Origin of the sequence: Actinoplanes sp. CA-142083 (assembly GCF_050942195.1) — a bacterium.
Lineage (GTDB): Bacteria > Actinomycetota > Actinomycetes > Mycobacteriales > Micromonosporaceae > Actinoplanes.
The window spans coordinates 1,408,591-1,434,745 of record NZ_CP192076.1 but is presented as its reverse complement, the minus strand read 5'-3'; the positions used below and the strand labels follow the sequence as shown (position 1 = coordinate 1,434,745).

The following is a 26,155-nucleotide window of genomic DNA, read 5'->3' as shown; positions in this document are numbered from 1 at the left end:
CCGTCGTAGCGCTGCGGTTATGCTGCTGCCCGCTGCCGTTTCGCTGCGGTTCCAGATAAGTGCTGCTCAGGGGGTGTCTGGTGGCGGTCGACGACCGCTTGAGGTTCGAGGTCCTCGGCGAGGTGCGGGCGTTCCGCGCGGGCCTTCCGGTCGATCTCGGCCCGGCGAAGCAACGCGCGGTTCTCGCCGTGCTGCTGGTGCAGGCCGGCCGCCCGGTGCCGACCCACCAGATCGTCGACGCGGTGTGGGGCGACGAGCCTCCCGAGAACGGCGCCAACGTCGTGCAGAAATACGTCGCCGGCCTGCGCCGGGCTCTCGATCCGGACCGGGCGCCACGCACGCCCGGCGAGTTGCTCGCGCTCACCGGCAGCGGGTACGTCCTACGCACGGCCGACGCGGTGGTGGACGCCGACGAGTTCCAGGCGGCGGTCAAGCGGGCCGCGGCCGAGCGGGCCGCCAACCACCCGCTCGAGGCGGCGAGCACGCTGCGGGGCGCGTTGGCGCTCTGGCGCGGCGACGCGCTGGCCGGGCTGGGCGGATCGGTCTTCGAGGCGGCGCGCATCCGGCTGGCCGACGCGCGCGCCTCGGCCTGGGAGACGTGGGCCGAGATCGGCCTGGCGCAGGGGCGCGCGGCCATGATCATTCCCGAGCTGACCCAGCTCGTCGCGGAGTTCCCACTGCGCGAGGGGCTGCGGGCGCAGCTCATGCTCGCGCTGCACCAGGCCGGGCGGCAGGCCGAGGCGCTGGCGGTGTTCCGCGACGCCCGGGAGTACTTCCTGGACGAGTTCGGCGCCGAGCCGGGCGAGAAGATGCAGGAGGCGCACCGCAGGATCCTGCGGAGCGAGCCGGCGCCGCCGCCCGACGCCCCCGCGCCCTCGATTCCCGTGCAAGCCCAGGTCTCACCGACGGCGCCCCCACCCGCTCGCCTGCCCCCTGTCTACTGGCGGCCGTCCAACCAGCGCGCCTCGATCGTCGAGGTGCTGTTCGCGGCGATCGTGCCGCTGGCGACGTGCACGATGGCCAGCTGGAGCTACTTCCTGTACGCGGCCGTCCGCCGCCGGGACCGGGCCCAGTTCATCACCGCGGCCGTCTACTTCGTGCTGCTCGTCTTCGGCGTGTCCCTGTTCGTCATCGACCCGACCGGCATCGACGAGGAGGCGAGCGCCGCCGAGACGCTCGGGGTCTTCATCCTGCTTCCGCTGGCGATCAGCGCGGCCGTCCACGGCGCGGTGGTGGCGGTGCGCACCGGCGACTACGAGCGGGCCAAGACGCTGCGCGAGCAGGCTCGGCAATTCGCGACGTTCGACCCGGCCCGGGCCGTCGAGGTCGGCGTCGGGCGGCCCGACATCCTGAGCCGGCCCTTCGACGACGGCGGGCTGGTCGACGTCAACCACCTGGGCCCGTACGAGCTGTCCCAGGCCCTCAAGCTGCCGCTCGCCCAGGCCCAGCAGATCGTGTTCGATCGGGAGCGGCGCGGGCCGTTCGTGCAGCCGGGCGAGCTGGTCAGCCGCGAGCTGCTGAGCGAGCGGGTGGTGAAGCGGAACGCCTATCGACTGATCTGCATCCCGCTCACGTCTCAGCGGGAGCCGGCGGCCAACAGCTGACGGCGGGCCACATACTCCACCAGTTCGATCAGGACGTTGCGGGCGCCCAGCGGCTCGCGCGCGTCGAACAGCACGACCGGGACGCCGGGGTCGAGGTCGAGCGCCCGGCCCACCGCGTCGGAGGCGAAGCGCTGCTCGGCCTCGAAGCAGTTCACCGCGACCACGAACGGGGTGCCGCGCTGCTCGAAGTAGTCGATCGACGGGAAGCAGTCGGCGAGGCGGCGGGTGTCGGCGAGCACCACGGCGCCCAGCGCGCCCTGGGAGAGCTCGTCCCAGAGGAACCAGAAGCGGTCCTGGCCCGGGGTGCCGAACAGGTACAGCTGCAGGTCCTCGGTGATCGTGATGCGGCCGAAGTCCATCGTCACGGTCGTGGTGGTCTTGCCCTCCACGCCGTCCACCTCGTCGGCGCCCTCGACGCCCGTGAGGATCTCCTCGGTCTGCAGCGGGCGAATCTCGCTGACCGACCCGACCATCGTGGTCTTGCCGGCGCCGAAGCCGCCCGCGATCAGGATCTTGAGCGCGACCGGGATGCGCGACGACGCGCCGTTGCGGTCAGAGCGCACGGAGTCCATTGACAACCGCCTTGAGTACGTCGACGTCGTGCGACCTGGAGGCCGCCGGGGGTTCGTACATCGAGATGAGACCTGCCGAGCGTAGATCACCGAGCAAAACCCGGACCACACCGATGGACAGGTCGAGGCTGGAGGCGAGCTCCACCACGGGGATCGGCTCCCGCGCGTTCGCGACGATCGCGTGGTGCTCCGGCTGGAGGCGGCCAGCCGGTTGCGCCTCGGCGGGAGTCGCCACGACGAACGCCATCATGTCGATCTCACCGCCCGTCGGGGCCACTCGGCCCTGCGTCATCGCGTAGGGACGAACGACCGGACCGGCGTCGTGGTCGAGCCAGTCGTGCGCGACGCCCATCGGGTCAGCCGGCATCGGAGGGAGTCACCGCGGGGCGTTCCGGGGCGCTCATGTTCTGGCCCACCCGGGTGACGAGCATTGCCATCTCGTACGCGATCAGGCCCAGGTCGGCGTCGCTGGAGGCGAGGACCGCGAGGCAGGCGCCCTGCCCGGCGGCGGTCACGAAGAGGAAGGCCGATTCCATCTCGACCACCGTCTGCCGAACCGGGCCGGCCTTGAAGTGCCGGCTCGCCCCCTTGGCCAGACTCTGGAAGCCGGCCGCCATGGCCGACAGGTGTTCCGCGTCCTCCCGCTTGAGCCCGGCCGAGGAGCCCATCATCAGCCCGTCGGCCGACAGCACCACGGCCTGGCGCGCGGTGGGCACCCGCTCGACGAGGTCGTCGAGCAGCCAGGTGAGGTTCGCGCTCTGGTTGGTCGTCTGGGTCACTATGCGTCCTTTTCCGGCCTGGTGTTTTTCTTGCCCGTGGGCTCGGTCCCGTTGCCGTTGCCGGCGACCGTGTCGTCTCCCGTCGTGTTGTCGGCGACCGCGACGATCGCCGGGAAACTGACGGTAGCCGCATCCGCGAAGGACGCGCCCCCGGGTGATCCCCCGTTGCCGTTTTTCTCCGGCTTCGGGCGATCTTCAGATGGAGAGCCGTTGCGCTGCTTCGGGATACCCAGCCGGGCCGCGTCGATGCGGCCGCGGGTGGTGCCCGACTGAAGCGCGCTCATGATGCTGCGCACCTGCTCGGGCGAGCGTAGCGGGACGGTCGGCTCGTCCGGCAACGCGCCCGCGGGGCGGCGCAGCTGGGGCGCCAGGTTGGCCTGGCGGACCCGCTTGGGCAGACCGTCCTCAGTGGTCTGCGCGATGACGCCTTCCACGACTTCCGCGGTGACGACTTCCACGGTGACGGCTTCCGCCGTGACGGCTTCCGCGTTGACGGCTTTCGCGGTGACGTCTTCCGCGAGGTGCGCGGCTGCACCCGCCGCGGGGGGCGCGGAAGTGGGCGACGCGAACATCGGCGCGGCGGACGTGGGCGCGTTCCCCGGCGTCACGTCCCCGGCCCAGCTCCTCGACTTCCGCGACCGTGCCCGGGTCGGCAACGCCGGCTTCTCCGGCGTGGCCTTCTCCGGCGCGGCCTTCTCGGGCGTGACCTGTTGCGGCGCGACCGTCAGGGCCTGCGTGATCTCCGCCGTGGGCAGCGGAATGGGATCCGCGGTCGCGAGGTCGATCGGGCGGCGCTTGCGCCGGCGCTGCACCAGGCCGTCCTCGGTGAGCCCGTCCGCGATCGAGGAGGGCACCGGCCCACCGAACGCCGGCTCGATCTGCCCAGCCCCTGCTTCCTGGACGGCGGCTTCCTTCCCGGCCTCGGCCTCCTCCTCGGCGGAGGTGGTGATCTCGATCTCGGGGTGCGTGAGGATCACCGGGCGGCCGGTCACCGTGATCTCGCGCAGCTTCTCGGCGCCCTGCCACTGCAGCGACGCGAGCGAGCGCCGGTCCTCGGTGCCGGAGCCGACCAGCGGGCGCTCCCACGACTTGTCCGGTGCGGACCCGCCGGGCAGGGCGGCCTGATCCGGACCGGCCACCACCAGCTCGCCCGGGACCAGCACGATCGCGGTGATGCCGGCGTACGCGGACTGGCGCAACGAGACCCGGATGCCGTGCCGGTTGGCGAGCTGGGCCACCACGAACAGGCCGAGGCGGGCGCTGTCGGCCGGGTCGAAGTCGGGCGGCTCGACCAGGCGGCGGTTGGCCACGTCGATCGCCTCGTGGGTCATGCCGAGGCCGCGGTCCTCGATCTCGATCGCGTACCCGTTCGGCAGCACCTGGCCCGAGACCTGCACCCGGGTGTGCGGCGGGGAGAACGAGGTCGCGTTCTCGAGCAGCTCGGCGAGCAGGTGGATCACGTCGCCGACCGCGCGGCCGAGGATCGCCGACGACTCGATCCCCCGGATGTCGATGCGCTTGTAGTCCTCGACCTCGCTGATCGCGCCGCGGATCACGTCGACCACCGGGACCGGGTTGCGCCAGCCGCGGCCGGGCGCGGCGCCGGCGAGGATCACCAGGTCTTCCGCGTGCCGCCGCATGCGGGTGGCGAGGTGGTCGACGCGGTAGAGGTCCTCGAGCTCCTGCGGCTCGGTCTCGCGACGCTCCATCCGGTCGAGCAGGGCGAGCTGGCGGTGCAGCAGCGTCTGGCTGCGCCGGGCGATGTTGAGGAACACCTCGTTGAGGCCGCGCCGGACGTTGGCCTCCTCGACCGCCGACTGCACGGCCGTGCGCTGCACGTCGTTGAACGCGTGGCCGAGCTGGCCGATCTCGTCCTTGCCGTACCGCAGCGGCGGCGTCTCGACCTCGACGTCCACGGTCTCGCCGCGCTGCAGGCGGCGTACCACGTTGGGCAGTCGCTCGGTGGCCATCTCGAGGGCCTCGGCGCGCAGGCGGCGCAGCCGGCCGACCATCGAGCGGCCCACCTTGACCGAGATGGCGACCGAGACCCCGAACGCGATCAGGCCGAGGATCGCGGCGAGGGCCAGGCGCAGCAGGATCGTGACGGCCAGCGACTGGCCGCGGTCGGCGAGGCCGTCGATCGCGACGTTCTCGAAGTCGCGCAGCTGCTGCGCGGACTGGGTGTAGGGCCCGTGCCAGCTGTCGGCGCCGACCGGCGAGATCTGCCCGGAGCGGCTCTGCGCGATCAGCCTGTCCATCATGCTGTTGATCTGGACGAACGGCGGGGTGCGGCTGAGCTGCTGGTAAGCCGCCCGGCTCCCGGCGGGCATCTCGTCGACACCGGTGGCGAGCAGGAACCGGGCCGTGCCGACGTCCTGCACCAACGCCGAGCGCAGGTCGTCGGTGAACTTGCCGGCCACCGTGGCGCCGGCCAGCAGCGAGTCCACGCGGCTCAGGTACTCCTGGCCGCGGCCCAGGGTGGCCAGCGCGCGGACCTGCCGGTCGATCTCGTCGTCGGGGAAGGTGGCGGTGGCCGCGAACATGTCGAAGCCGGCCGTGACCATGCCGTTGTAGATGTTCTGCGCGCCGATCGCGTCGAGCTCGCGGCGGTCGATGTGCGCGCGCTGCGACGGGAGCACGTTGAGCTCGGTGAAGAACTGGCCGATGCGGCCGCGGAGGTTGTCGCTGGCCGAGCGCCACGCGTCGCCGCCCTGGGCCGCCTTGCGGAAGTCGTCGATGGCCCGGTCGGTGGCCGCGCGCTGCTCGGTGAGCAGGCCCAGGGTCGCGCTCGTGTCCGAAAGGTACTGAACCGAGAGGCGGCGCTCACGCTGGAGCTCGCCGACCACGACCTCGCCCGGGTTGCCCACGTTGTCGGCGAGCGTGCGCGCCGACAGCAGGCTGAGCGCCGGACCCGCGGTCAGCGCGGTCGCGAACAGCCACACCGCGAGCAGGGCCGCGAGCGGCACCGTGACCATGGTGATGATTTTGGAACGGATCGACCAGTTGCGCGTTCTCATCAGGCTCCCCCCGGAGACGACCGCCGGCTTGCGCTGGGCCGTCACCGTCCGCGTACGCCTCAGGGAGGATACGTAAAACCTTCAAGCAGAGCCACCGTCCAACCGTACGATATATGTGTTGTCTGTCCTTTTTGTCCTGCGGATTGGCATGCGGGAGAGCGCGCTCCCGGAGTCGACCTTGCGACAGACCCCTTTTGGACCGTTATCGGCGAAGGGGATTGACGACTACCGGTGAGTGGGAATAACCGGGGGTGAAGAAGGAGGAGGCCGATGTCCCCCGTTATCACCATCGTCCTGATCATCGTCGTCCTGGTGGTCATCGCCGCGATCGTGTACGGCGTGCAGGCTGGGCGGCGCAAGAAGCTTCAAAGCACCTTCGGGCCCGAGTACGACCGCGTGGTGGCCGACACCGGGAACCGCACCGAGGCCGAGAAGGAGCTGCGCGACCGCGAGAAGCGGCACGCGGAGCTGGAGCTCAAGGAGCTGTCCCCCGAGTCCCAGCAGCGCTACAGCGCCGCCTGGGAAGAAGTGCAGATCCAGTTCGTGGACAACCCGTCCGAGGCCGTCGGCACCGCCGACGAGCTGGTCACCCGCCTGATCGCCGAGCGGGGCTACCCCACCGACGGCGAGTACGACGAGCGGCTCGCCAACCTGTCCGTGGCGCACGCGAACACGCTCCAGCACTACCGCGACGCGCACGAGATCAGCGAGCGCAACACGGCCGGGTCCGCCACCACCGAGGACCTGCGCCAGGCGCTCGTGCACTACCGGGCTCTCTTCGCGGATCTGCTGGGCACCGACCCGGTGTCGACACCGCCGTCGACGACTCCTGGTACTACTACTTCCAGTCCCGACGATGAGCCGGCGCCCGCCCCCCGCAGGGACGCCGACACCGACGCAGCCACCGACGCAGCCACCGACAACCGCCGCTGAGGGAGCCATCGACCATGAAGTTCTTCTCCAACGAAGCCAAAGAGAACGCCGACGAGCCCGACTACGGCCGGGACCAGCACGGCGACGTGGTGACCTCCGACCCGGTCGCGGTGCCGCAGCAGCGGGCCGGGTCGCCGTGGAACGACGCGCCGGGCACCGAGACGGCTCCCCAGTCCACCGGCACCCTCCCGGACACCGACTCCTCATATACGGAGACGGATCGTCCGTCCACTGACGCCGATGACCGGACCACCGACGACGAGGCTGGTAGCCCCGACGACGAGCTGGCCGAGCAGGAGCGACGGGACGACGACACCGAGGAGGAGCCGGCGGCGCGGCGGGACGACACCGTGACGACGTACGGGCCGGACGGCACCGTGACCGAGCGGTCCGCGGACGACGACGTCGACCTGAGCCTGGACCCCGAGCGCGCCTCGCATCGCGCCGATGACGACGAGACTCGCGACGAGGACGACGCGGTCAAGGACGAGGGCACCTTCGACAGCCCGCAGGCCGTCGAGCCGTCGACCGGCGAACCGCTGGACGATGAATCCGACAAGTCCGAGAAGTCGGATGAACCGGTCGCGGTGACCGAGGCCGGCGAGGACAACGCCCGCGACCGGGCCGAGGCCGAGGCGGAAGCCGAGGAGACCGTCGACGAGGACCGGGCCGACGAGCGCCGCGCCGAAATCGACGGCGAGCCCGTCGCGGTCGTGCCCGAGCCGGTCCCCGTGGCCGCCGGCGCCGACTCGACTCCCGGCAGCGCCCCCGCCACCGCCCTCGACCGGCTCTTCACCGACGGCGACTCGTTCGCCGACCGGTTCCGCGACATCCAACTCCGCTTCGTGGACAGCCCCAAGGAGGCGACCGCCGACGCCGCCGCCCTGGTCGGCGAGGCGGTCGACAAGCTGACCGACGCGCTGAAGGCACAGAAGGACTCCCTCGGCGGCGACTCGGACGACACCGAGCAGCTTCGCGTCCAGCTGCGCAGCTACCGCGACCTGCTCAACCGCCTGTCGGCGCTCTGATCCTTTCCCGAAGGGGGAGCCGTTCTCGGCTCCCCCTTTGTCATACCCGCCGGTTAACGTGCGGGGGTGCGCGCCGGCCGACTCGTGTCCCTCCTCCTGCTGCTGCAGACCCGGGGGCGGATGACCGCGCGCGAGCTGGCCGACGAGCTGGAGGTCTCGGTCCGCACGGTGTATAGGGACGTGGAGTCGCTCGGCTCGGCCGGCGTGCCGATCTACGCCGATCGCGGCCCGGCCGGCGGCTATCAGCTGCTCGACGGCTATCGCACCCGGTTGACCGGCTTGACCGGCGACGAGGCCGGGACCCTGTTCCTGGCCGGGATGCCCGGGCCGGCCGCCGAGCTGGGGCTCGGATCGGTGCTGGCGGCGGCCGAGCTCAAGCTGCGTGCGTCGCTGCCGGGTGAGTTGGCCGACAGAGCAGATCGCGTACGGGAACGCTTCCACCTGGATGCTCCCGGCTGGTTCCGCGGCGACGAGCCGACGCCGCACCTCTCCACGGTGGCGGAGGCGGTGTGGAGCTCCCGGCTGCTGGAGATCCGCTACCGGCGGTGGAAGGCGCCGCGCGAGGTGACCCGCACGCTGAACCCGTTGGGCGTCGTCCTGAAGGCCGGCCGGTGGTACCTGGTGGCGGCCGCCCGCGAGCGCACCACGGGCTACCGGGTGTCGAACATCCTCGAGGCCGAGGTGCTCGACGCGCCGGCCGCGCGCCCCGAGGGCTTCGACCTGGCGGCGTTCTGGCGGGAGTGGGCCGAGCGCTACGAGCAGAGCGTCTACCGCATGACGGCGACGGTCCGGATGACCGAGGCAGCGCTACGGATGATGGCGTTCGTCTTCCCGCCCGAGATGTCCCGGACGGCCCGCGACCTGGCCGGCGAGCCCGGCGAGGACGGCTGGCTGCTCACCACCGTCCCCATCGAGTCGATCAAGCAGGGCCACATCGAGCTGCTCAAACTCGGCGCCGAGGCCGAGGTCCTGGCGCCCCCCGAGCTACGAGAACGCTTGGCCGAGACGGCCCGCGCCATGGCCCGGACATATCTGTCCGCCGAAGCGGTAACAGGCTCCGCCTGAACGGCGGCCAAGGGTCACCGCCCACGCGCGCCGCCACCCACCCACGCGCGCCGCCACCCACCCACGCGCGCCGCCACCCACCCACGCGCGCCGCCACCCACACGTGCCGCCGCCACCCATGCGCGCCGCCGCCATGCGCGCCGGTGTGCCGCTGGGCGCGGGCACCACCAGCCCAAACGCGGCGTAAGGCGGGACCAGCCGCCACGCGGAACCAGCCGCCACGCGGAACCAGCCGCCACGCGGAACCAGCCGCCACGCGGAACCAGCCGCCACGCGGAACCAGCCGCCGCGCAGAACCAGCCGGCGTGCGAACTCGCCGGCTGGGTTGTCAGTGGCCCCGGTGGTTGCCGACCGGGCCGCCGGCGGCGATGCCTCCGGTGCCGGGCTGGAGGTTGCTGGGGTCGGTGGGGGCGCCGGTGGTTTCGGTGGGCGGGTCGGGCGGCTGGGTCGGGTCGGTGGTCTCGCCGGTCGGCGGAGTGGTGGGGTCCGTCGTCGACTCGGTGGGCGGGGTGGACGAGTCGCCGGGGTCGGTGGGCGTCGGGGAAGCGCTCGGCGACTCGGACGAGGCGGTGGGCGTGGGCGAGGTCGTCGGGGTGGCGGACGGCGTGGGGGACGTCGAAGTGGTCAACCGCAGGACCTTGCCGCGCGGCGTGGCGCGCGCGGTCGGGTCGCTCCCGAGCGGGCTGTCGCCGGCGCCCGAGCCGCCGACCAGCTGTTCCGGGCCGGCCGTGCGCTCGCCGACGACCGCCGGCGGACCCGCCGGCGTGACCTCGACTGCTCCGAGCCGCACCCCCAACCACATGGCCGGACCCAATCCGACCGCGACGATCGCCCCGAAGAGCGCCGCAGGCCCCCGATCCATGAGTGACCTCCCCCGTATTAGCCGATCATCCGACCGCGCCCCCGCACTGCACTACCCATTTCGGGAAACGCCAAGCGAACAACCACTGAGGCTATTGTGACCCAAGGTGATCAGCTGATTGCTCATTCGTCGCGGATGAGACGCACCTGCAACCGGTCACGGATCCGCAGGTCAGGAAGTTCACAGTCGGTCATGCCGGTTTCCGCGCAGTGTGCATGCTCGTCCCGTTCGGGACCGCTGCGAAGACTCCCGGGACGGCTGGGTCAGCGGGTGCTTGTGAGGAACGACACCGCGTCATCGAGGGCCGTCCATCCGCCGGGAAGCTCGTCCGAGTCGAGCGCCGTCCGCACGCTCAGCGTCCCGCCGTCACGCAGGCTCATCTCCCACGACCGCCGCCCGTTGCGGCTCGCCGAAGCCCCCGCCACATCAGCGAACGGAATGAACCGGCTCCCCCCGAGCCACGCGGCCATCTCGCCATCCAGCCCCGCGCCCGAGGTCTGAGGGCCGCCCGAGCCGTGAGCGGCACCCGCCGGATGAGGGGCGCCCGCCGGGTAAGCGACGCCCGCCGGGTAAGCGACGCCCGCCGGGTCAGCGACGCCCGCCGGGTAAGCGACGCCCGCCGGGTCAGCGACGCCCGCCGGGTCAGCGACGCCCGCCGGGTCAGCGACGCCCGCCGGGTCAGCAGCGCCCGCCGGGTCAGCAGCGCCCGCCGGGTCAGCAGCGCCCGCCGGGTCAGCAGCGCCCGCCGGGTCAGCAGCGTCCGCCGGGTGAGCGGCGCCCGCCGGGTAAGCGGCCACTCCGGCCGGGGCCGCCGCATCGTCGGTTGGCTGCTCGGGTGACGACGAGCTGTCGGGCAGCCGCGCCGCCAGTGACGCGCTGTCGGCGGGTCGCTGGGACGGCGGGCCGGCGGGCGGTCGCGCGGCCGGTGACGAGGTGCCAGCGAGCCGCTGGGACGGCGGCGGGCCGGCGGGCGGTCGCTCGGCGGGAGGCGCGGCGACCGGAGGCGCGGCAACGGGAGGCGCGGCGACGGGAGGCGCGGCGGCGGCACGCAAGGCGGCGGGGGTGCCGTCGGCGAGGACGCCGTCGGCGGCCAGGCGGGTCAGGCGGCGTTTGGCCTCAGCGGTGCGGGAGCGGGGCAGGCCGGGCATCAGGAACAGACCCGTCTCGACCACCAGCAGGTCGGTGCGCACGCCGTCGACCAGCACGTTTACCACCCCGCCGATTACCGGGACGCGGGCCGGCGCGGGGGCGGCGGCGGGCGCGGTGAGGTCGATGCCGATGGTGGCCAGGCGCTCGCGGGCCTCGCCGACCGTGGCGGGATCGGCGGCCAGCTCGGCCGGGCCCACCAGGTCGAGGTGGGCGCCGTCGATCGCGACGAGCTCGGCCGTGCCCGTCCAGCTGTGCCGCCAGCGGGCCGAGCCGCCGTGCAGCGCGGCCAGCGCGAGCAGCAGCGCGATCAGGTCGACGATGCGGCCGGCCACCTCGTCGGCGGGCAGGTCGTCGAAGACGGTCTCGGCGGCCTTGCGCAGGCGGCCGTCGGCGGCGAGGTCGAGCACGTCGGCCGCGCCGGTGACCGGCGAGCCGGCGACCCGGGAGATCGCCCGCAGCGACGCGTCGGCCTCGCGTTCCATCTCGCCGGCCCGGGCCGCGTCGAAGAACTCCTCCCAGGACAGCGTCGTGCGCCCGGCCGGCGGGAACGCCACCGCCTGCAGCGCGCGGCCGAGGGCCGGCAGGTCGGGCACGAGATCGGCGGCGGCCGGGCGGAGCGCGATCTCGGGGCCCTCGTCGGTCAGGGCCACCAGGGCGGCAATCCGCTCGACGAACGGCGGGTGCGGATCCCACTCCCCCGGCGGCTCGGGCTCGCGGGCCCGCAGCAGCGCCATGTCGTCGGGGCGGGCGGCCAGCACCCGCAGGAACCCGCCGAACACGTCGTCGGGCACGTGGCCGGCCTGCCAGCCGGGGCTCAGGTATTCGGCGTGGAACAGCTGCTGCATGCCCTCGATCGCGGGCGCGTCGCGCAGCACCTCGGCGGCGGGCCGCCCACCGCCGAACTCGGCCGCGACCCGGTCGGCGGCCAGCTCCTGCTCACGGGCGAACGGGGCGTCGGCCCGCCTGTACCACGCCGCGTAGGCGCGCAGCACCGGGCCGGCGGGGCTGCGCCGCGGGATGCGCGGCACGATGCGGGACAGCGCGACCCGGCCGCGATGCGCCATCGGGGCGAAGCGGCCCAGCTTGGGGGTGCCGTGGGCGAGCTCGTGCGCCACGGCGGCGCGCAGGCGCGGCTGATCCCACGCCAGCAGCAGCGGCAGGCCGAGGAACAGCTCGCGCCGGCCGCCGCGCAGGCCGGTCAGCCGCACGCGCTCGGCGAGCGTGACGAAGGCGCCGGCGACCACGGTCACCGCGTCGGGCGGGCGCACGCCGGCCGCGGCCGCGGCGTCGTCGGTCATCTGCCAGAGGGCCGGGGCATCCTGCCTGGTCACGGGGACCCCGGCGGGTGACGGGCGAGGCAGGCGGAGGGCCCGGACGGTGGCCCACCAGAGCAGGCCGGCGGTGGCGATCACGAGCGGGACCGCGACGCGGACGGCGGCCGAGCCGGGCAGCACCGACAACACCAGCGCGACGGCCAGCAGCGCCGCGATCACCTGGAACCAGGCGACCAGCAGGAAACCGGCGAATCTGGCGGCGGAGAGCGCAGCGCGGTTGCCGTGGCGCACCCGGACCTCCGTATCCGAGGGGAACAGGACGGGCACAGCCTAGAGCGGGCCACCGACAGAAAACCCAGACGCCGAGTCCGGCGGCGGCAAGAATTAAGGAAGTCTTGTTGCGGCGGTGCCGGGCAGTCACGGGAGGGAATACGGATGGCCATGGATCGGCTCGATCAGACCCTCGCCATCCCGATCAAGGGTTATGCCTGGCTGCCCGACCTGCGGCGGCGCAGCCACGGGCAGCCGGTGACGATGCGCCTGCTCGGCCGGCCGGCGGTCGCGATCGGCGGGCCGACCGCGGCGAAGTTCTTCTACGACGCCGGCGACCTCGAGCGGCACACGGCGATCCCGGGCCCGGTGATCGACACGCTGTCCGGCCGGCGCGCGGTGCACACGCTCGACGGGCGCGAGCACGAGCTGCGCAAGGCGCTGTTCGTGGCGCTGCTGATGGGTGACGGGGTGGAGACGCTGGCCAAGCTCGTCGGCGTGGCGTTCGACGAGGCGGCCGATCGGTGGCGGGGCGCCGGGGAGATCTCGCTCTTCGACGAGACGGCCCGGGTCATCAGCGACGCGGTGAGCCGCTGGTGCGGCGTACGGGAGAATGATCTTGATCGGGCTGATCTGGTCTTGGATCTGATCGCCATGGTCGACGGGTTCGCGGCGGCGGGCCCACGCCACGTGTGGGCCAGGCTGGCGCGACGGCGGCAGGAGCATCGCCTGGCGGCGCTGATCGAGGAGGTACGCCGGGAGGAGCCGTCGCCGACCGCGGTGTCCGCGATCGCGCACCACACGGCCGGCGGCGAGCTGATGGACGCCCGCACCGCCGCGGTCGAGCTGATCAACATTCTCCGCCCGGCGACGGCGGTGACCTGGCTGGTCGCCTTCGCGGCGCATGCCCTGGAGCGATGGCCGCGGATGCGCCCGAAGATCGCCGACTCCGACGAGTACACGGCGGCGTTCACCCACGAGGTGCGCCGGTTCTATCCGTTCACCCCGTTCCTCGGCGGCCGCGCCCGGCGTGACCTGCTGTTCCAGCGGGTCGCCATCCCGCGCGGCGCGCTGGTCCTGCTCGACGTCTACGGGCAGCACCACGATCCGCGGGTGTGGCCGGAGCCGTACGAGTTCCGGCCCGAGCGGTTCCTGCGGCGGCCGATCGGCGAGTTCGAGCTGATCCCGCAGGGCGGCGGCGACCCGCGCACCGGGCACCGCTGCCCGGGCGAGCAGATCACCGTCGCGGTGCTCGGCACGCTCGCGCAGCGGCTGGCCCGGCTCGAGTACTACCTGCCGCCGCAGGACCTGACGATCGACCTCGCCCGGATTCCCGCCCGGGTGCGCAGCGGCCCGCGGATAGTGGTCCCCTAAGCCCAGTCGATCTCCGGTGATCGGTGGAAGTTGATGCCCTGGGCGGTCCAGCGTGGGCCGAGCGCGCCGAGCCGGCGGCGGAACGAGCGCCACTCGCGGTCGGCGCGCGGGGTCCAGCCGATCTCGGCGATCGCGGCGAGCCGCGGGAACGCCAGGAACTGCACGTCGGCGAGGGAGCGCACGGTCTCGGACCAGAGCGGCGCCTCGACGCCGAGCAGGGACTCCTCGCCGACGCCGGGCAGCCGGTCGGCCGGATCCCAGTCGTAGGAGCGCTCGACGCCGACCACCCCGGCCCAGTCGAGGCCGAGCGGGCTGTCCTTGTCGTACTTCATGTCCAGGTAGCTGCGGTCGGCCGGCGACATGATCACCTGATGTCCGGCCAGAGCCGCGCGGGCCACGCCGTCGTCGGCCGGCTCGATCCGCCAGTACTGCGGGACCGCGCTGGGGGGCAGCTCGACGGCGGCGATCTCGTGCCAGCCGATCGCGCGCTTGCCGTACTTGCCGGCCAGCGGCAGCACCCGGCGCAGGAAGGCGCGGTAGTCCTCGGGCGGCGTCGAGAACGCCTCGTCGCCGCCGATGTGCAGGTAGGGCCCGGGCGTGAGGGCGGCGACCTCGCGGATGACGTCCTCGACGAACGCGTACGTCTGCTCCTTGCCGGCCACCAGCGAGCTGTAGCCGACCTCGGCGTCGGTGCGCGGCTGCACCGGCTGCCCGTCGGCGGTGAGCTCGGGGTAGGCGACCTGCGCGGCGTTCACGTGCCCGGGCATGTCGATCTCGGGAACGATCGTGACGTAGCGCGCGGCCGCGTAGGCGACCAGGTCGGAGTACTCGGCGGCGGTGAGGAAGCCCGGTCCGGCGCCGTCCACGCCGGTGCCGGGCCCGGCGCCGATCTCGGTGAGCAGCGGCCAGCCGGGGATCTCGAGGCGCCAGCCCTGGTCGTCGGTGAGGTGCAGATGCAGATGATTGATCTTGAGCTGGGCGATCGCGTCGATGTGCGACTTGATGTCTGCCGGGCTGAAGAAGTGCCGCGCGACGTCGAGCATCGTGCCGCGGTAGGCGAAGCGGGGCTCGTCCTCGATCCGGCCGCCGGGCAGGATGATCTCGCCTTCCGGCGCCTCCGGCAGGAGCTGCCGCAGCGTTTGCAACGCCGCGAAGAGACCTTGGTTGCTCGGGGCGCGGAGGGTCACGCTTTCCGGCGTGATTTCCAATCCGTACGCCTCGGGAGGCTTGCCGTTCGTGTCGGCGCCCTCGAGGACGACTCGGAACGAGCCGCCGTCCCCGAGCGGGACCGGGTGGCCCGTCGCGCGCCGCAGCAGCTGGGCCAGCCGCTCGGCGATGTCCGCGGTCTCCGGGGAGGCGCTCACGGACAGATCAGACGAGATGCGGAAATTGGCGGCCGGATCGGGCCGCACCGATACCGGAAGGGGGATCACATCGCCGAGTTGCCTGGTGAGTGCCTGCACCCGAGAAACCTTAAACTGTCTTTCCATGTCGATCACGACCCGTCGCGCCGATCTTTCCGACGCCGCCCTCCTGCACGATCTGGCGGCTCGTACGTTCGGGCTGGCCTGCCCGCCCGGGACGCTCCAGGCCGACATCGACGCGTTCATCGCGCGGCACCTGTCGCTGGAGGCCTTCCGCCAGTACCTCGCCGATCCGCGGCGGATCCTGCCGATCGCGGAGGAGGACGGGGTGGCGCTGGGCTACTCGATGCTGGTCGAGGGCCCGATCTCCGACCCGGCGGTGGCGGCGGTGGTCGACTCGGCGACGAGCATCGAGCTGAGCAAGTTCTACCTGGCGCCGGACCGGCACGGGTCGGGTGTGGCCGCCACTCTCATGGCCGACACGCTGGCCGAGGCGGCCGAGACCGGGGCGAAGTTCTGCTGGCTGGGCGTCAACCAGCAGAACGAGCGGGCCGGCAAGTTCTATGCGAAGCAGGGCTTCGAGGTGGTGGGGGTCAAGCGCTTCCTGGTCGGGGACGTCTGGCACGACGACCACGTACGGATGCGGCCGTTGATCTTCTAGACGGCGGGGATCGGCACCCAGCTGAGGTACTTGCCGGTGCGGGCGTCGCCGGACGACTGGCCGCGGAGACGGCGGTTGAGCCACGGCAGCACGTGCTCGCGGTAGTAGCGGGCCTCGGACAGCACCCGGCGCGGCTCCTCGGGGCCGGGGTCGATCACGTGCGCCTCGGTCTCGTGGCCCAGCGCGGTCAGCACCAGGCCGGCGACCCGGCGGTGCCCGGCCGCGTTGAGGTGCAGGCGGTCGGCCGACCAGTAGCCGGCCCGGCGGATCTCACGGTCGTGGAAGACGTCGACGAACGTGAGGTCGAAGCGGCCGGCGAACGGCCGGATGGCCTCGGTGAGCACCTCGCCGCGGCGGCGCATCATGCCGCCGAACGGCAGCCGCTCCGACGGGTCGGCGCCGCTGAGCAGCAGCACCCGCACGCCCGCGTCGGCGCACCGGCGCAGCGCCCGCTCGGTCAGGCCGACCAGGCTCGACATGTCGCTGCCGGGACGCATCATGTCGTTGCCGCCGCCGTTCAAGGACAGGAGCGTCGGCAACGGATCCAGAGCCAGGGCCGCGTCGAGCTGCTCGGTCACGATCGGCTCGAGCAGGCGTCCGCGGATGGCAAGGTTCGCGTACTGGATGGTCTGTTTCTCCGCCGCCGCCAAGCCGGCGGCGACAAGATCGGCCCAGCCACGCTGCGACCCGTCCGGCAGCGTGTCGCCGAGGCCCTCCGTGAAGCTGTCCCCGATGGCCACGTACCGCGTCACTGATGGTCCTTCCCGCTTCGATCCGTTCTCGCGCGAGATTACCGAACGGTTCCGGTCGGGAACGCGGGGTCGTGACGGATGTCGCCCGGTGGCGCGAACCACGCCGCGTCGCCGGGCGAGACGGCCAGCTCGATGCGGTGCCGCATCGTTTCCGAGATCGGCGGCAGGGCGTCCAGGCCGAACCAGCCCACGCTCAGCGACTCGTCGTCGTTGACCCGCGCCTCGCCGCCGACCGCCCGGCAGCGGAACGAGATGTCCACGAACTCGCACTCGTCGCCGTTCGGGTACGTGTACGGCAACTCGGTGAAGACGCTGGTCACCCGCTCGGCGACGGCGTGCACGGCGGTCTCCTCGTAGATTTCGCGGACCGCCGTCTCGGCCGGCTGCTCCCCCGGGTCCATCACCCCGGAGATCAGCGCCCACTCGTGGTTGTCGGAGCGCTGGGCCAGCAGCAGCCGGCCCCGATCGTCGAAGACGACCGCGCTGACCCCGGGCAGCAGCAGGCACCGCCGGCCGAGGTCCGCGCGAAGGCTCTTGAGGTACGGGGAAATCGGCATATCGGACAAGATAGCCCGATCAGTCGATCAACGGACGGATCTCCTCCGCGACCGAGCGGACGAACGCCACCGGGTCGGGGTCGTCGGTCGTCGGCTGCAGGATCAGGCTCGTGGCGCCGGCGTCGACGAACTCGCGCAGGCCGGCGGCCATCTCCTCGGGGGTGCCGAAGACGCCGGGGTGGTCGTTGCCGTAATTCTCCTGCTGGGCGCGCAGGCGGTCGGCGGCGCCAGCGCCAAAGGCGGCCGGGACAAAAACAACCATTTCGTGTACGTCTGCGTGAATGTGACCCAGGGCGGCGACCACACCGGCCGGGGAGGTGCCGCCGGTGAGGATCGTGCCGTCGCCGACCTCGCCGCCGAGCGCCAGCGTCTTGGGACCGGTGGAGCCGACATACAAGGGCGGGACCGTGGTGGGCGGCCAGTCCAGCTTGACGGCATCGAGGTTGACGTAGCGGCCCTTGGTGGTGACCTCCTCGCCGTTGAGCAGGGCGCGCAGCGCGGTCCCGTACTCCCGGAGAAGCGTGAGCGGCGACGCCGCGCGGTTGCCCACCTGGCCCATCCACTCCTGGACGCCGTGGCCGATGCCCGGCAGGGCGCGGCCGCCGGACAGGCGGCTCAACGTCGCGATCTCCATGGCGGCCAGCGCGACGTTGCGGAACGGCAGCGGCATGATGCCGATGCCGACCTTGAGGTTCTCGGTCCAGGCCAGGGCGGCCGCGGCGGCCGAGACGCCGCCGCTGAGGAAGCAGTCCTCCCACAGCCACAGCTCCTCGAGGCCGGCCTCGTCGGCGGCGCGGGCGATGGCGCGCAGGTTCTCGGGCGGGTTCTGCGGCAGCGAGATGGCACCGATGATCGTCATGGGTGCTCACTCTGCCATTCGGCGCGCGCCCGCATCAGGGCGAAACCGAGGAGGTTGAGCCCGCGCCATCGTGCCGGGTCGGTGGCACGCTCGTCGGCGGCGGCCAGGCCGATGCCCCAGACGCGGTCGGTCGGGCTCGCCTCGACCAGCACCCGGTCGCCGGTGCCGACGAGCCAGGCGCGCAGGTCGTCGTGCTGCCCGAACTTGTGGCGACTCGCGTCGGTGACGATCTCGAACCGGTGCTCGGCCCAGATGGCGTCGTCGAAGTTCTGCACTCCCCGGCCGAGCATCTTGGCGTCGCGCGGGTGGATGGCAGCGACGACGCGCTCGGCCATGTCGTGGTCGCCGAAGAGCTGGGCCTTGCGCCACATCATGTAGTGCTCGGCGGAGCGGAAGAGGACGCCGTCCACCGTGAACTCGACCGGCCACCACTGGCTCAGGCAGCCGGCGCCGACGCTGCCGTCCCGCTGCGGTCGATGACCCCAGAAGAGCAGGTACTTGGGGGGTGTGGGCAGGGCCAGAAGGTCGGCCACCGAGCGGGGAGGCGTGGTCACGGCGTCCATTCTGCGGCGGCCGTGCATATCCAGCAATTCTTATATAAGTGAGGGCTTCTGGATAGCCGGAAAATGTCGGAGGGCGCCGATAGCTTTCTCTCGCGGATCGGCGCCACGGGGGCGCCGATCCGTCCAAAGGGTCGCGGACCGGCTCGGGAGACGCCGGCCAGGGAGACCGCGACCTGGGCTTTGCGCGGCGCAGGGAGACGTCAGGCGGCGCCGCGCAGCAGGGTTTCGCCGGTGGCGCGGACGCGGTCGCGGAGCTCGGGCGGGGACTCGATCGTGAAGGGGACGCCCATCACGCCGAGGACCCAGATCGGCCAGGAGAGGTCGTCCACGTTCATCCGCAGCCGGCACGCGACGGCCGCCGCCTCGGCCGACGCGGCCGGCGCGGCCGACGCGGGCGGCGCGGCCGGCGCGGCCGACGCGGGCGGCGCGGCCGACGCGGGCGGCGCGGCCGACGCGGGCGGCGTCGGCACGGCCGGCGCGGACGTGGGGATGAGTGCCGGACTTGTGCCCGGCGGGATGGGCTCGACCGTGCCCCAGTGGCCGACCACGGCCTGGAGCTGGGCGGGTGGGGCCTGGAGCACGACCGAGACGTCGTGGCGGGTGGGGATGGCGGCAATCCGGGAGCGGAGCCACGCGACCGGGTCGCCGCCGGGGATGTCGCGTGGGCGGAAGCGGGCGTTGGTGGCCGTGGGATCCGAGAGGCGGTCCAGGCGGAAGCTGCGCCAGTCGGCGCGGTCCAAATCCCAGGCGATCAGGTACCAGCGGCGGCCCAGCGGGACCAGGCGGTGGGGCTCGACGTGGCGGGAGGAGGTGTCGCCTTCGCGAGGCGAGTAGGTGAAACGCAGGCGCTCCTCGCCTCGGCAGGCCAGGGCGACCGTCGTCAGGGCGGTGGGGTCGAGGGTCGGGCCGCCGCCGAAGACGCCGGGGGTGGTCACGGCGCGCAGAGCGTCGATGCGCTTGCGCAGGCGAGGCGGGAGGAGCTGGATGACCTTGGCGAGGGCGCGCACCGACGTCTCCTCGAAGCCGGCCACCGCGCCGGCCGCGGCGGTGCGCAGGCCCACGGCGATGGCCACGGCCTCGTCGTCGTCCAGCAGCAGCGGAGGCACGGCGGCGCCCGCCTGCAACTGGTAGCCGCCGGCGGCGCCTCGGTTGGCGTCGACCGGGTAGCCGAGGTCGCGCAGGCGGTCGACGTCGCGGCGCAGGGTGCGCGGGCTGACCTCCAGGCGGTCGGCCAGCTCCGAGCCGGGCCAGTAGCGATGTGTCTGCAGGAGGGAGAGCAGCCGCAGCATCCGAGCACTCGTGTTCGCCATGAATCCAGACTCCGCCGCATTGAGGTCAGAAACTGTCCGCAACGCACCCTAGCGTCGAAGACATGATTGAGACGCGAGGACTGACGAAGCACTTCAAAGACGTGCGGGCCGTCGACGGCATCGATCTCACGGTGGCGCGGGGCGAGCTCGTGGCGCTGCTCGGGCCGAACGGGGCCGGCAAGTCGACCACGCTGCGGATGCTGACCACGCTGATCCCGCCCACCTCCGGCACCGCGAGCGTGGCCGGCTTCGACGTGGTCCGCCAGCAGCGGGAGGTGCGGCTGCGGATCGGCTACATCGGGCAGGGCAACGGCGCCGGGCACAGCCAGCGGGGGCGTGACGAACTGACAAGCCAGGGCCGGGCGTACGGGATGAGCGTGCGCGCCGCCCGGCAGCGGGCCACCGAGCTGATCGAGTCGCTCGGGCTGGCGGAGGTCGCCGACCGGACCGTGGCGACCCTCTCCGGCGGGCAGCGGCGGCGGCTCGACATCGCGATGGGCCTGATCCACGCGCCCGACCTGCTCTTCCTCGACGAGCCGTCGACCGGTCTCGACCCGCAGAACAGGGCCAACCTGCAGGAGCACATCCTGCGGCTGCGCGCCGAGCACGGCACCACGATCCTGCTGACCACGCACTACCTCGACGAGGCCGACTCGATGGCCGAGCGGGTGATCGTCGTCGACCACGGGCGGATCATCGCGGACGACTCGCCGGCGCGGCTCAAGGCCGAGCACGTCGGCGACACCATCCTCTTCGGGTTCGAGTCCGAGCACGAGACGGCCCGAGCGGCCGAGGTGCTGCGGGGGCGCGAGCTCATCGCGTACGGGAAAGAAGTGAAGATCCGCACGCAGGGTGGGCCGCGGCAGGTGCCCGGGATGCTCGAAGATCTGCGCTCCGCCGGCGTGCCGGCGGCCTCGGTCGAGGTCGCCCGGCCGACGCTCGACGACGTGTTTCTGCAGCTCACCGGCCGCAGCCTGCGCGAAGGCGGCGCCGGCCGCGACGAGGAGCCCACCCGAGAGCTCGTGGAGGTCTGATCATGCTCACCAACACCGTGCTCACCGACACCGCCGTGGTGTTCAGCCGCGAGCTGCGGCCGACCCTGCGCAACCCGTTCACGATCATCATCTCGATGGTGCAGCCGCTGGTGTTCCTGGCGCTGTTCGCGCCGCTGCTGCCCGGCTCCGACTCGCTGCGCTGGTTCGTGCCCGGCATCGTCGTCATGTCGTGCCTGTTCGCGGCCTCGATGACCGGGTCCAACCTGCTCTTCGAGATCCAGACCGGCTCGCACGAGCGGATGCTGGTCACCCCGCTGCGCCGCCCGGCCCTGCTGATCGGCCGCGCGCTCAAGGAGATCGTCCCGATGATCGCGCAGGCCGCCGTGATCGTGGTGGTCTGCCTGCCGTTCGGCTACCGGCTCGACGTCGGCGGCGCGGTGATCGGGCTGGTCATCCTGGCCGGCTTCTGCGTCGGCATCGGCGCGCTCTCCTACACGCTCGCGCTCGCCTCGAAGCACCAGGAGTGGCTGTTCTGGACCGTGCAGCAGACGCTGCTCTTCCCGATCCTGCTGCTCGCGGGCGTGCTGCTGCCGCTGGACGGCGGACCCGGATGGCTGCGCGCGCTGGCCGCGTGGAACCCGCTGCGGTACGTGGTGGACGCCGAACGGGCGCTGTTCACCGGCGACATCTGGGCATCGACCACGGTGGCCGGGCTCGCGGCGGCGGCGATCGTGGCGGCGCTCGGGTTGTTCGTCGGCGTGCGTGCGATGCGACGTTCCGCCTGACCGCTACCGTCGGTCCGGCAAACGTTCAGGTGCGGACAGGGGTCGACGGATGTTCGGGTTGCGCAGGCGCGGGACCGCGCTCGTCTCGGAGCGCCTACCGCGGGCGCTCGGGCGGCTCATCGAAGGTCTCGCGCCGCGCCCCGCACCGGCGGTCCCGCAGCAACGCGGGCACAACCCCGACGCCGTCGTCGACTGCGCGATCTACGCGGCCGGCGTCCGGCGGCCCGGCGCCGTCCACTACACGGAAGCGGCCCGGGCTGCCCGGCGCCGCCGCGGCACGTACGTCTGGCTGGGGCTGCACGAGCCCGACCGGGCCACGATGCGGTCGATCGCCGAGGCCTTCGGCCTGCACGAACTGGTCGTCGAGCAGGCGGTCGAGGGCGGCCACCGCCCGGCCCTGGAGACCATCGGCGACGTGACCCGGCTGGTGCTGCGCACGGCGCGGTACGTCGAGCACGAGGAGCTCACGGCCACCTCGGAGGTCGTCGACACCGGCGACGTCACGGTGCTGATCGCCCCCTGGTTCGTGATCAGCATCCGGCACGGCGCGGCCGGCGCCCTCTGGCAGGTGCGCCGCGAGCTGGAGAAACGCCAGCCGGTGCTGCGGCAGGGCCCGTGGGCGGTGGCGTACGCCATCGGCAGCCGCCTGGTCGACGAGTACCTGAACGTCGCCGCGGCCGTGGAGCGTGACCTGGAACGCCTCGAGGAGGAGACGTTCTCGGCGCAGGTCTCCCCCGAGATCGCCCACTTCTACCAGCTGAAGCGCGAGATGGTGGAGTTCAAGCGGGCGGTGCTGCCGCTGCAGGAGCCGCTCGACATCCTGATCGAGCAGTCCGGGCTGCCCGCCGGCCTGCGTCCCTACTTCGTCGACGTGCGCGGCCGCCTGGCGAGGGCGGTCGACCGGGTGGCCGGCTTCGACGACCTGCTCAACTCGATCCTGCAGGCGCGCCTGGCCCAGGTCTCGATGGTGCAGAACAACGACATGCGCATGATCGCCGCCTGGGCCGCGATCGCCGCGGTTCCCACGGTCATCGCCGGGATCTACGGCATGAACTTCACCTGGATGCCGTTCCTGGACGCGCACTACGGCTTCCACGGGGTGGTCGCCTTGATAGTCCTGATCTGCGCCGGGCTGTACTGGCGGTTCAAGCGCGCCGGCTGGCTGTGACCGCATCAACTTCCCCACCGGCAACAAAGATCATCCGAACGGCTACCCGGCGCCGCCGCCCGCTGGCACGTCCACTCCGGACAGCACCACCCGGGTCGCCCGCTCTCCCGTAGCCGCCATAACACCGGATCACTAGCTTGTTTCCATCGACGCCTGCACGTCGACGCGAGGACCTGCGCCCGGCCGGTACTGCCCCCCAGCCGGCCGGGCGCATCCCTTTTATATGTTCGGCGAACGGGGTTCGCCGTGTACTGACGCGTCGCAGGCCCCGAGGCCTCTCCAGACACTAGAAGCCGGACCGAGCAAACATGCCGATTCCGGCGTTTTCACCAGATTTTAGGCGTGCTCCTGGACGGCGAGGCGGGGCCAACAGGCGGCGGACCCGGGCCGCCCGTTGACCCCTTCACATCTCCCCGGCCATCGCCCCCGCAACTAGGACGACGCTCCGGCGAGAGCGCGATCAGTGGTTGCTGTGCGAGTTACCCCAGCCGTTCCCCTGCCCATTGCCGCCGCCCTGCTGACCCTGGCCGTTGCCCTGCTGGCCGTTGCCCTGCTGGCTGCCGCCCTGCTGGCCGTTGCCCTGCTGGCCCTGGCCGTTGCCCTGCTGACCGTTGCCCTGCTGACCGCCGCCCTGCTGGCCGTTGCCCTGCTGGCCCTGGCCGTTGCCCTGCTGGCTGCCGCCCTGCTGCCCATTGCCCTGCTGGCCCTGACCGTTGCCCTGCTGGCCGTTGCCCTGCTGACCGCCGCCCTGCTGGCCACTGCCCTGCTGCCCATTGCCCTGCTGGCCCTGGCCGTTGCCCTGCTGACCGCCGCCCTGCTGACCGCCGCCCTGCTGGCCACTGCCCTGCTGCCCATTGCCCTGCTGGCCCTGGCCGTTGCCCTGCTGACCGCCGCCCTGCTGGCCGTTGCCGTGCTGGCCGTTGCCGTGCTGGCCGTGGTCGTTGCCGGGACCACCCGGGCCACCGGGGAAGCCGGGGATGCCGTGGCCCGGCCAGCTCGGGTTCCGGAGGACCGGGAGCGCCAGCGAGAAGATCCGGCGCTCGGTGCGGGACTTGAAGCCGCAGCTGTCGTAGGAGATGACCGCGCGCAGCTTCGCGATGCCGCCGCGCGCGACGTCGGCCCGCACCTCGATCGGGGTGGCGGCGGCCCGTCCCGGCCGGAGGCTGTCGCCGCGGAGGAAGGTCGCGTAGTTGCGACGGCCGAGGTAGTCGACGTCGACGTCGCGGCCGCCGATGACGCGGACCTCGACGTCGCAGATGCGCCGGTCGGTACGCCAGTTGATGTTGACCCAGCTGTCGGTGTGGGCGCGCACCGCGCGCAGCAGGCTGGAGACCGGCTGCGGGCCACGAGCGGCGGCCGCGGCGGGTGCGGCCGTGGTCATGGCGGCCATGCCGACGGTCGCGGTCGCCATGGCGACGATCGCTCCGATACGCCGACTGTTGTTCATCCCAATTCCTCCGGAGGCTGTTCCGACAACCGCCGCACGGACGTCGCGGCGGGCAAACCGGACACTATGGGCAATCGGTCGCTAGGGGTCGCTTTTAAGGCGTGTTTCGGACTTATCTACTCTTTCCTGTACAAAATGTTTAGTGGCGCCTCGGCCGAAAAGATGATGTTGGAAGAGTGCCTGGCAGGGCGCGCCGATCGGCCACGATGGAAGGCGTACGCCAGAAGGGAGACGGCATGTCGCTCAGCGGTGCCCACAAAGCGGCGTTCCGCCGGGAGGTGACGCAGGAGGGCCAGGTCTTCGCGATCCGGGACGCGACCGGATTCCCAGCCCCCGCCGACGACGAAGGCCGGCGCGCGGTGCCCTTCTGGTCGAAGCCGACCCGTGCCCAGTTGGTCGTCAAGCACGTCACGGCCTACAGCGGATTCGAAGTGGTGCCGATCTCGATCGACGAGTGGCTCTCGCACTGGATGGTGGGTCTCGAGCACGACAACTTGCTCGTCGGGGTCAACTGGTCCGGGGCGCGCGCCACCGGGTACGACCTCAGCCCGGGACAGGTGCTGCGCTGGTTCGCTGAGCTCGAGTCGAAGGCCGCCGCCGAGGAGCGAATTCATTCGACCCAGCGGTAGTTGGAATCGAGACCTGCCCCTATGCTTGCGGCACTGCAAATAAAGGGGGACGTCGTGCGGAGCCTGCAGATCCTCGTCGTCGACGACGACGATGCGGACGCCCTCATGATCGAGGAGGCGCTCGCCGCGGCCGAGACGCAGGCCACGGTCGATCGGGTGACCGACGGCCGCGAGGCGCTCGACTACTTGCGGCAGGAGGGCTCCTACCCCGAAGCGCGGCGCCCCGACCTGATCCTGCTGGACCTCAACATGCCCCGCATGGACGGGCGCGAGACGCTCGCCGCCATCAAGACCGACGACCGCCTCAAGGCGATCCCGGTAGTCATCCTGACCACCTCGGGCGCGGCGCCCGACATCGTGTCGAGCTACCAGCAGCGGGCCAACGCATACGTCACCAAGCCCTTCGGCCTCGACGACTTCGAGTCCACGGTGCGCCAGATAGACCGCTTCTACCGCGAAGTCGCAAGCCTGCCCGACGTGCGCCCCTGACAGAGACCCGGCAGCCAGGCAGAGACACGTGGCCGGCGGAGACGCGCGCCCTGATGGTGACGCGCGGCCTGACGGAGACGCGCGGCCCCACGCAGACGTGCGGCCTGACGCAGACGTGCGGCCTGACGCAGACGTGCGGCCTGACGCAGACGTGCGGCCTGACGCAGACGTGCGGCCTGACGCAGACGTGCGGCCTGACGCAGACGTGCGGCGGGACAATTCTGTGTACTGGCGAGGCGCTCGGGGTAACCCCGGTGCATGACTGACAAGGAAGCTCCCGAGGACCTCGGTGCGCCGGTGTCCTACCTCGTGCTCGCGGACGGCACGCCCGTCTTTGACCGCTCGGGTGACCGGGTCGGCGAGGTCGAGCACGTGCTCGCCGACGAGGGCGCCGACGTCTTTCACGGGCTGCTGGTGAAGACCGCGGCGGGCCACCGCTTTGCCCGCGCGAGCCTGGTCGACGGCCTTTACGAACACGGCGCGATCATCGCCGCGCCGGCCGCCGAGCTGCCCGAGCCGAGCGCGGACCCGTCGGCCCGCCTCGCGGAGGAGGACGAGGGCCTCGGCCACAGCCTGAAGAAGGCGTGGGACTGGCTGGTGCAGCCGCGCTGACTGGCACATGGAGACCTCCTCGTGACGGCGTGGCCGA

The 26,155-nt window shown here is 72.2% G+C and carries 25 protein-coding genes; 12 read left to right on the top strand and 13 right to left on the bottom strand.

Going from position 1 to position 26,155, the window contains the following annotated elements; genetic code table 11:
* Positions 1 to 80: 80 nt before the first annotated feature.
* A complete protein-coding gene (locus ACQPZX_RS06870; RefSeq protein WP_433375927.1) occupies positions 81 to 1,604 on the top strand; it encodes a BTAD domain-containing putative transcriptional regulator in 1,524 nt (507 codons plus the stop codon).
* On the opposite strand, the gene ACQPZX_RS06865 is transcribed toward ACQPZX_RS06870, so the two are convergent.
* Genes ACQPZX_RS06865 through ACQPZX_RS06850 form a run of 4 tightly spaced genes read right to left on the bottom strand, consistent with a single transcriptional unit; the run spans position 1,577 to position 5,972 of the window.
* Complete coding sequence (locus tag ACQPZX_RS06865) at positions 1,577 to 2,176, bottom strand: GTP-binding protein (RefSeq protein ID WP_433375924.1); 600 nt, start codon at positions 2,174 to 2,176, stop codon at positions 1,577 to 1,579. The genes ACQPZX_RS06870 and ACQPZX_RS06865 overlap by 28 nt on opposite strands.
* Positions 2,157 to 2,543, bottom strand: a complete 387-nt coding sequence (locus ACQPZX_RS06860; RefSeq protein WP_433375921.1) for a DUF742 domain-containing protein — start codon at positions 2,541 to 2,543, stop codon at positions 2,157 to 2,159. Before ACQPZX_RS06860 ends, ACQPZX_RS06865 begins: the two co-directional genes overlap by 20 nt.
* Entirely contained in the window at positions 2,533 to 2,955 is a 423-nt protein-coding gene (locus tag ACQPZX_RS06855) for a roadblock/LC7 domain-containing protein (RefSeq protein WP_433375918.1), read from the bottom strand. The genes ACQPZX_RS06860 and ACQPZX_RS06855 overlap by 11 nt, the downstream gene beginning before the upstream one ends.
* Positions 2,955 to 5,972, bottom strand: a complete 3,018-nt coding sequence (locus ACQPZX_RS06850) for a sensor histidine kinase (protein ID WP_433375915.1) — start codon at positions 5,970 to 5,972, stop codon at positions 2,955 to 2,957. Before ACQPZX_RS06850 ends, ACQPZX_RS06855 begins: the two co-directional genes overlap by 1 nt.
* A 270-nt stretch (positions 5,973 to 6,242) precedes the next feature.
* Here ACQPZX_RS06850 and ACQPZX_RS06845 point away from each other — a divergent pair, with 270 nt between their 5' ends.
* The 3 genes from ACQPZX_RS06845 to ACQPZX_RS06835 all read left to right on the top strand — a co-directional run bounded on the left by ACQPZX_RS06845 (position 6,243) and on the right by ACQPZX_RS06835 (position 8,998).
* The gene (locus ACQPZX_RS06845; protein WP_433375913.1) at positions 6,243 to 6,905 is read left to right on the top strand and encodes a hypothetical protein; all 663 of its coding nucleotides are present in this window, start codon (positions 6,243 to 6,245) and stop codon (positions 6,903 to 6,905) included.
* A 14-nt stretch (positions 6,906 to 6,919) separates the two neighbouring features.
* Positions 6,920 to 7,933 (top strand): hypothetical protein, encoded by a 1,014-nt coding sequence (locus tag ACQPZX_RS06840; protein WP_433375910.1) that lies wholly within the window; start codon positions 6,920 to 6,922, stop codon positions 7,931 to 7,933.
* A gap of 66 nt (positions 7,934 to 7,999) precedes the next feature.
* Positions 8,000 to 8,998: a helix-turn-helix transcriptional regulator gene (locus ACQPZX_RS06835; RefSeq protein WP_433375907.1), complete on the top strand. Its 999-nt coding sequence runs from the start codon at positions 8,000 to 8,002 to the stop codon at positions 8,996 to 8,998.
* 328 nt (positions 8,999 to 9,326) lie between these two features.
* Here ACQPZX_RS06835 and ACQPZX_RS06830 read toward each other — a convergent pair whose 3' ends face one another.
* A complete protein-coding gene (locus ACQPZX_RS06830) occupies positions 9,327 to 9,860 on the bottom strand; it encodes a hypothetical protein (protein WP_433375904.1) in 534 nt (177 codons plus the stop codon).
* 263 nt (positions 9,861 to 10,123) lie between these two features.
* Positions 10,124 to 12,574: a peptidase gene (locus ACQPZX_RS06825; RefSeq protein ID WP_433375901.1), complete on the bottom strand. Its 2,451-nt coding sequence runs from the start codon at positions 12,572 to 12,574 to the stop codon at positions 10,124 to 10,126.
* A gap of 144 nt (positions 12,575 to 12,718) precedes the next feature.
* Between ACQPZX_RS06825 and ACQPZX_RS06820 the strand changes: the two genes are divergently transcribed.
* Complete coding sequence (locus tag ACQPZX_RS06820; RefSeq protein WP_433375899.1) at positions 12,719 to 13,927, top strand: cytochrome P450; 1,209 nt, start codon at positions 12,719 to 12,721, stop codon at positions 13,925 to 13,927.
* Here the strand turns inward: ACQPZX_RS06820 and ACQPZX_RS06815 are convergent.
* Positions 13,924 to 15,417 (bottom strand): beta-N-acetylhexosaminidase, encoded by a 1,494-nt coding sequence (locus ACQPZX_RS06815; RefSeq protein WP_433375896.1) that lies wholly within the window; start codon positions 15,415 to 15,417, stop codon positions 13,924 to 13,926. The two genes, ACQPZX_RS06820 and ACQPZX_RS06815, sit on opposite strands and share 4 nt — an antisense overlap.
* Between ACQPZX_RS06815 and ACQPZX_RS06810 the strand changes: the two genes are divergently transcribed.
* Positions 15,416 to 15,952: a GNAT family N-acetyltransferase gene (locus tag ACQPZX_RS06810; protein WP_433375893.1), complete on the top strand. Its 537-nt coding sequence runs from the start codon at positions 15,416 to 15,418 to the stop codon at positions 15,950 to 15,952. The genes ACQPZX_RS06815 and ACQPZX_RS06810 overlap by 2 nt on opposite strands.
* Here ACQPZX_RS06810 and ACQPZX_RS06805 read toward each other — a convergent pair.
* From ACQPZX_RS06805 to ACQPZX_RS06785, 5 genes are all read right to left on the bottom strand, one after another.
* On the bottom strand, positions 15,949 to 16,704 hold the full coding sequence (locus ACQPZX_RS06805; protein WP_433375890.1) for an SGNH/GDSL hydrolase family protein: 756 nt from the start codon (positions 16,702 to 16,704) through the stop codon (positions 15,949 to 15,951). The genes ACQPZX_RS06810 and ACQPZX_RS06805 overlap by 4 nt on opposite strands.
* A gap of 38 nt (positions 16,705 to 16,742) precedes the next feature.
* Entirely contained in the window at positions 16,743 to 17,261 is a 519-nt protein-coding gene (locus tag ACQPZX_RS06800; protein ID WP_433375887.1) for an NUDIX hydrolase, read from the bottom strand.
* A gap of 19 nt (positions 17,262 to 17,280) precedes the next feature.
* Entirely contained in the window at positions 17,281 to 18,120 is an 840-nt protein-coding gene (locus ACQPZX_RS06795; RefSeq protein WP_433375884.1) for an LLM class flavin-dependent oxidoreductase, read from the bottom strand.
* Entirely contained in the window at positions 18,117 to 18,683 is a 567-nt protein-coding gene (locus tag ACQPZX_RS06790) for an NADAR family protein (protein ID WP_433375882.1), read from the bottom strand. The genes ACQPZX_RS06795 and ACQPZX_RS06790 overlap by 4 nt, the downstream gene beginning before the upstream one ends.
* A 200-nt stretch (positions 18,684 to 18,883) precedes the next feature.
* Positions 18,884 to 19,993: a helix-turn-helix transcriptional regulator gene (locus ACQPZX_RS06785; RefSeq protein WP_433375880.1), complete on the bottom strand. Its 1,110-nt coding sequence runs from the start codon at positions 19,991 to 19,993 to the stop codon at positions 18,884 to 18,886.
* A gap of 62 nt (positions 19,994 to 20,055) precedes the next feature.
* On the opposite strand from ACQPZX_RS06785, the gene ACQPZX_RS06780 reads away from it, so the two are divergent.
* The 3 genes from ACQPZX_RS06780 to ACQPZX_RS06770 are packed head-to-tail and all read left to right on the top strand — an operon-like array spanning position 20,056 to position 22,941.
* The gene (locus tag ACQPZX_RS06780) at positions 20,056 to 21,027 is read left to right on the top strand and encodes an ABC transporter ATP-binding protein (RefSeq protein ID WP_433375877.1); all 972 of its coding nucleotides are present in this window, start codon (positions 20,056 to 20,058) and stop codon (positions 21,025 to 21,027) included.
* Between the two features lie 2 nt (positions 21,028 to 21,029).
* The gene (locus ACQPZX_RS06775) at positions 21,030 to 21,773 is read left to right on the top strand and encodes an ABC transporter permease (RefSeq protein ID WP_433375875.1); all 744 of its coding nucleotides are present in this window, start codon (positions 21,030 to 21,032) and stop codon (positions 21,771 to 21,773) included.
* A gap of 49 nt (positions 21,774 to 21,822) precedes the next feature.
* Positions 21,823 to 22,941 (top strand): magnesium and cobalt transport protein CorA, encoded by a 1,119-nt coding sequence (locus ACQPZX_RS06770; RefSeq protein WP_433375872.1) that lies wholly within the window; start codon positions 21,823 to 21,825, stop codon positions 22,939 to 22,941.
* Between the two features lie 460 nt (positions 22,942 to 23,401).
* Here the strand turns inward: ACQPZX_RS06770 and ACQPZX_RS06765 are convergent, their stop codons facing one another.
* The gene (locus ACQPZX_RS06765) at positions 23,402 to 24,388 is read right to left on the bottom strand and encodes a hypothetical protein (protein ID WP_433375869.1); all 987 of its coding nucleotides are present in this window, start codon (positions 24,386 to 24,388) and stop codon (positions 23,402 to 23,404) included.
* 236 nt (positions 24,389 to 24,624) lie between these two features.
* Here ACQPZX_RS06765 and ACQPZX_RS06760 point away from each other — a divergent pair, with 236 nt between their 5' ends.
* The 3 genes from ACQPZX_RS06760 to ACQPZX_RS06750 all read left to right on the top strand — a co-directional run bounded on the left by ACQPZX_RS06760 (position 24,625) and on the right by ACQPZX_RS06750 (position 26,118).
* Positions 24,625 to 25,017 (top strand): DUF2750 domain-containing protein, encoded by a 393-nt coding sequence (locus ACQPZX_RS06760; protein ID WP_433375866.1) that lies wholly within the window; start codon positions 24,625 to 24,627, stop codon positions 25,015 to 25,017.
* 54 nt (positions 25,018 to 25,071) lie between these two features.
* A complete protein-coding gene (locus ACQPZX_RS06755) occupies positions 25,072 to 25,506 on the top strand; it encodes a response regulator (protein ID WP_433375863.1) in 435 nt (144 codons plus the stop codon).
* Between the two features lie 258 nt (positions 25,507 to 25,764).
* Positions 25,765 to 26,118: a PRC-barrel domain-containing protein gene (locus ACQPZX_RS06750; protein ID WP_433375860.1), complete on the top strand. Its 354-nt coding sequence runs from the start codon at positions 25,765 to 25,767 to the stop codon at positions 26,116 to 26,118.
* Positions 26,119 to 26,155 lie beyond the last annotated feature (37 nt).

Bases quoted from the DNA above. Each gene is read 5' to 3' on its own strand.
- ACQPZX_RS06795 (WP_433375884.1), bottom strand. From the start codon at position 18,120: ATGACGATCATCGGTGCCATCTCGCTGCCGCAGAACCCGCCCGAGAAC.
- ACQPZX_RS06790 (WP_433375882.1), bottom strand. From the start codon at position 18,683: ATGGACGCCGTGACCACGCCTCCCCGCTCGGTGGCCGACCTTCTGGCC.
- ACQPZX_RS06800 (WP_433375887.1), bottom strand. From the start codon at position 17,261: ATGCCGATTTCCCCGTACCTCAAGAGCCTTCGCGCGGACCTCGGCCGG.
- ACQPZX_RS06840 (WP_433375910.1), top strand. From the start codon at position 6,920: ATGAAGTTCTTCTCCAACGAAGCCAAAGAGAACGCCGACGAGCCCGAC.
- ACQPZX_RS06775 (WP_433375875.1), top strand. From the start codon at position 21,030: ATGCTCACCAACACCGTGCTCACCGACACCGCCGTGGTGTTCAGCCGC.
- ACQPZX_RS06760 (WP_433375866.1), top strand. From the start codon at position 24,625: ATGTCGCTCAGCGGTGCCCACAAAGCGGCGTTCCGCCGGGAGGTGACG.
- ACQPZX_RS06850 (WP_433375915.1), bottom strand. From the start codon at position 5,972: ATGAGAACGCGCAACTGGTCGATCCGTTCCAAAATCATCACCATGGTC.
- ACQPZX_RS06770 (WP_433375872.1), top strand. From the start codon at position 21,823: ATGTTCGGGTTGCGCAGGCGCGGGACCGCGCTCGTCTCGGAGCGCCTA.
- ACQPZX_RS06865 (WP_433375924.1), bottom strand. From the start codon at position 2,176: ATGGACTCCGTGCGCTCTGACCGCAACGGCGCGTCGTCGCGCATCCCG.
- ACQPZX_RS06765 (WP_433375869.1), bottom strand. From the start codon at position 24,388: ATGAACAACAGTCGGCGTATCGGAGCGATCGTCGCCATGGCGACCGCG.
- ACQPZX_RS06830 (WP_433375904.1), bottom strand. From the start codon at position 9,860: ATGGATCGGGGGCCTGCGGCGCTCTTCGGGGCGATCGTCGCGGTCGGA.
- ACQPZX_RS06780 (WP_433375877.1), top strand. From the start codon at position 20,056: ATGATTGAGACGCGAGGACTGACGAAGCACTTCAAAGACGTGCGGGCC.
- ACQPZX_RS06815 (WP_433375896.1), bottom strand. From the start codon at position 15,417: ATGGAAAGACAGTTTAAGGTTTCTCGGGTGCAGGCACTCACCAGGCAA.
- ACQPZX_RS06820 (WP_433375899.1), top strand. From the start codon at position 12,719: ATGGCCATGGATCGGCTCGATCAGACCCTCGCCATCCCGATCAAGGGT.
- ACQPZX_RS06845 (WP_433375913.1), top strand. From the start codon at position 6,243: ATGTCCCCCGTTATCACCATCGTCCTGATCATCGTCGTCCTGGTGGTC.
- ACQPZX_RS06860 (WP_433375921.1), bottom strand. From the start codon at position 2,543: ATGCCGGCTGACCCGATGGGCGTCGCGCACGACTGGCTCGACCACGAC.
- ACQPZX_RS06810 (WP_433375893.1), top strand. From the start codon at position 15,416: ATGTCGATCACGACCCGTCGCGCCGATCTTTCCGACGCCGCCCTCCTG.
- ACQPZX_RS06750 (WP_433375860.1), top strand. From the start codon at position 25,765: ATGACTGACAAGGAAGCTCCCGAGGACCTCGGTGCGCCGGTGTCCTAC.
- ACQPZX_RS06785 (WP_433375880.1), bottom strand. From the start codon at position 19,993: ATGGCGAACACGAGTGCTCGGATGCTGCGGCTGCTCTCCCTCCTGCAG.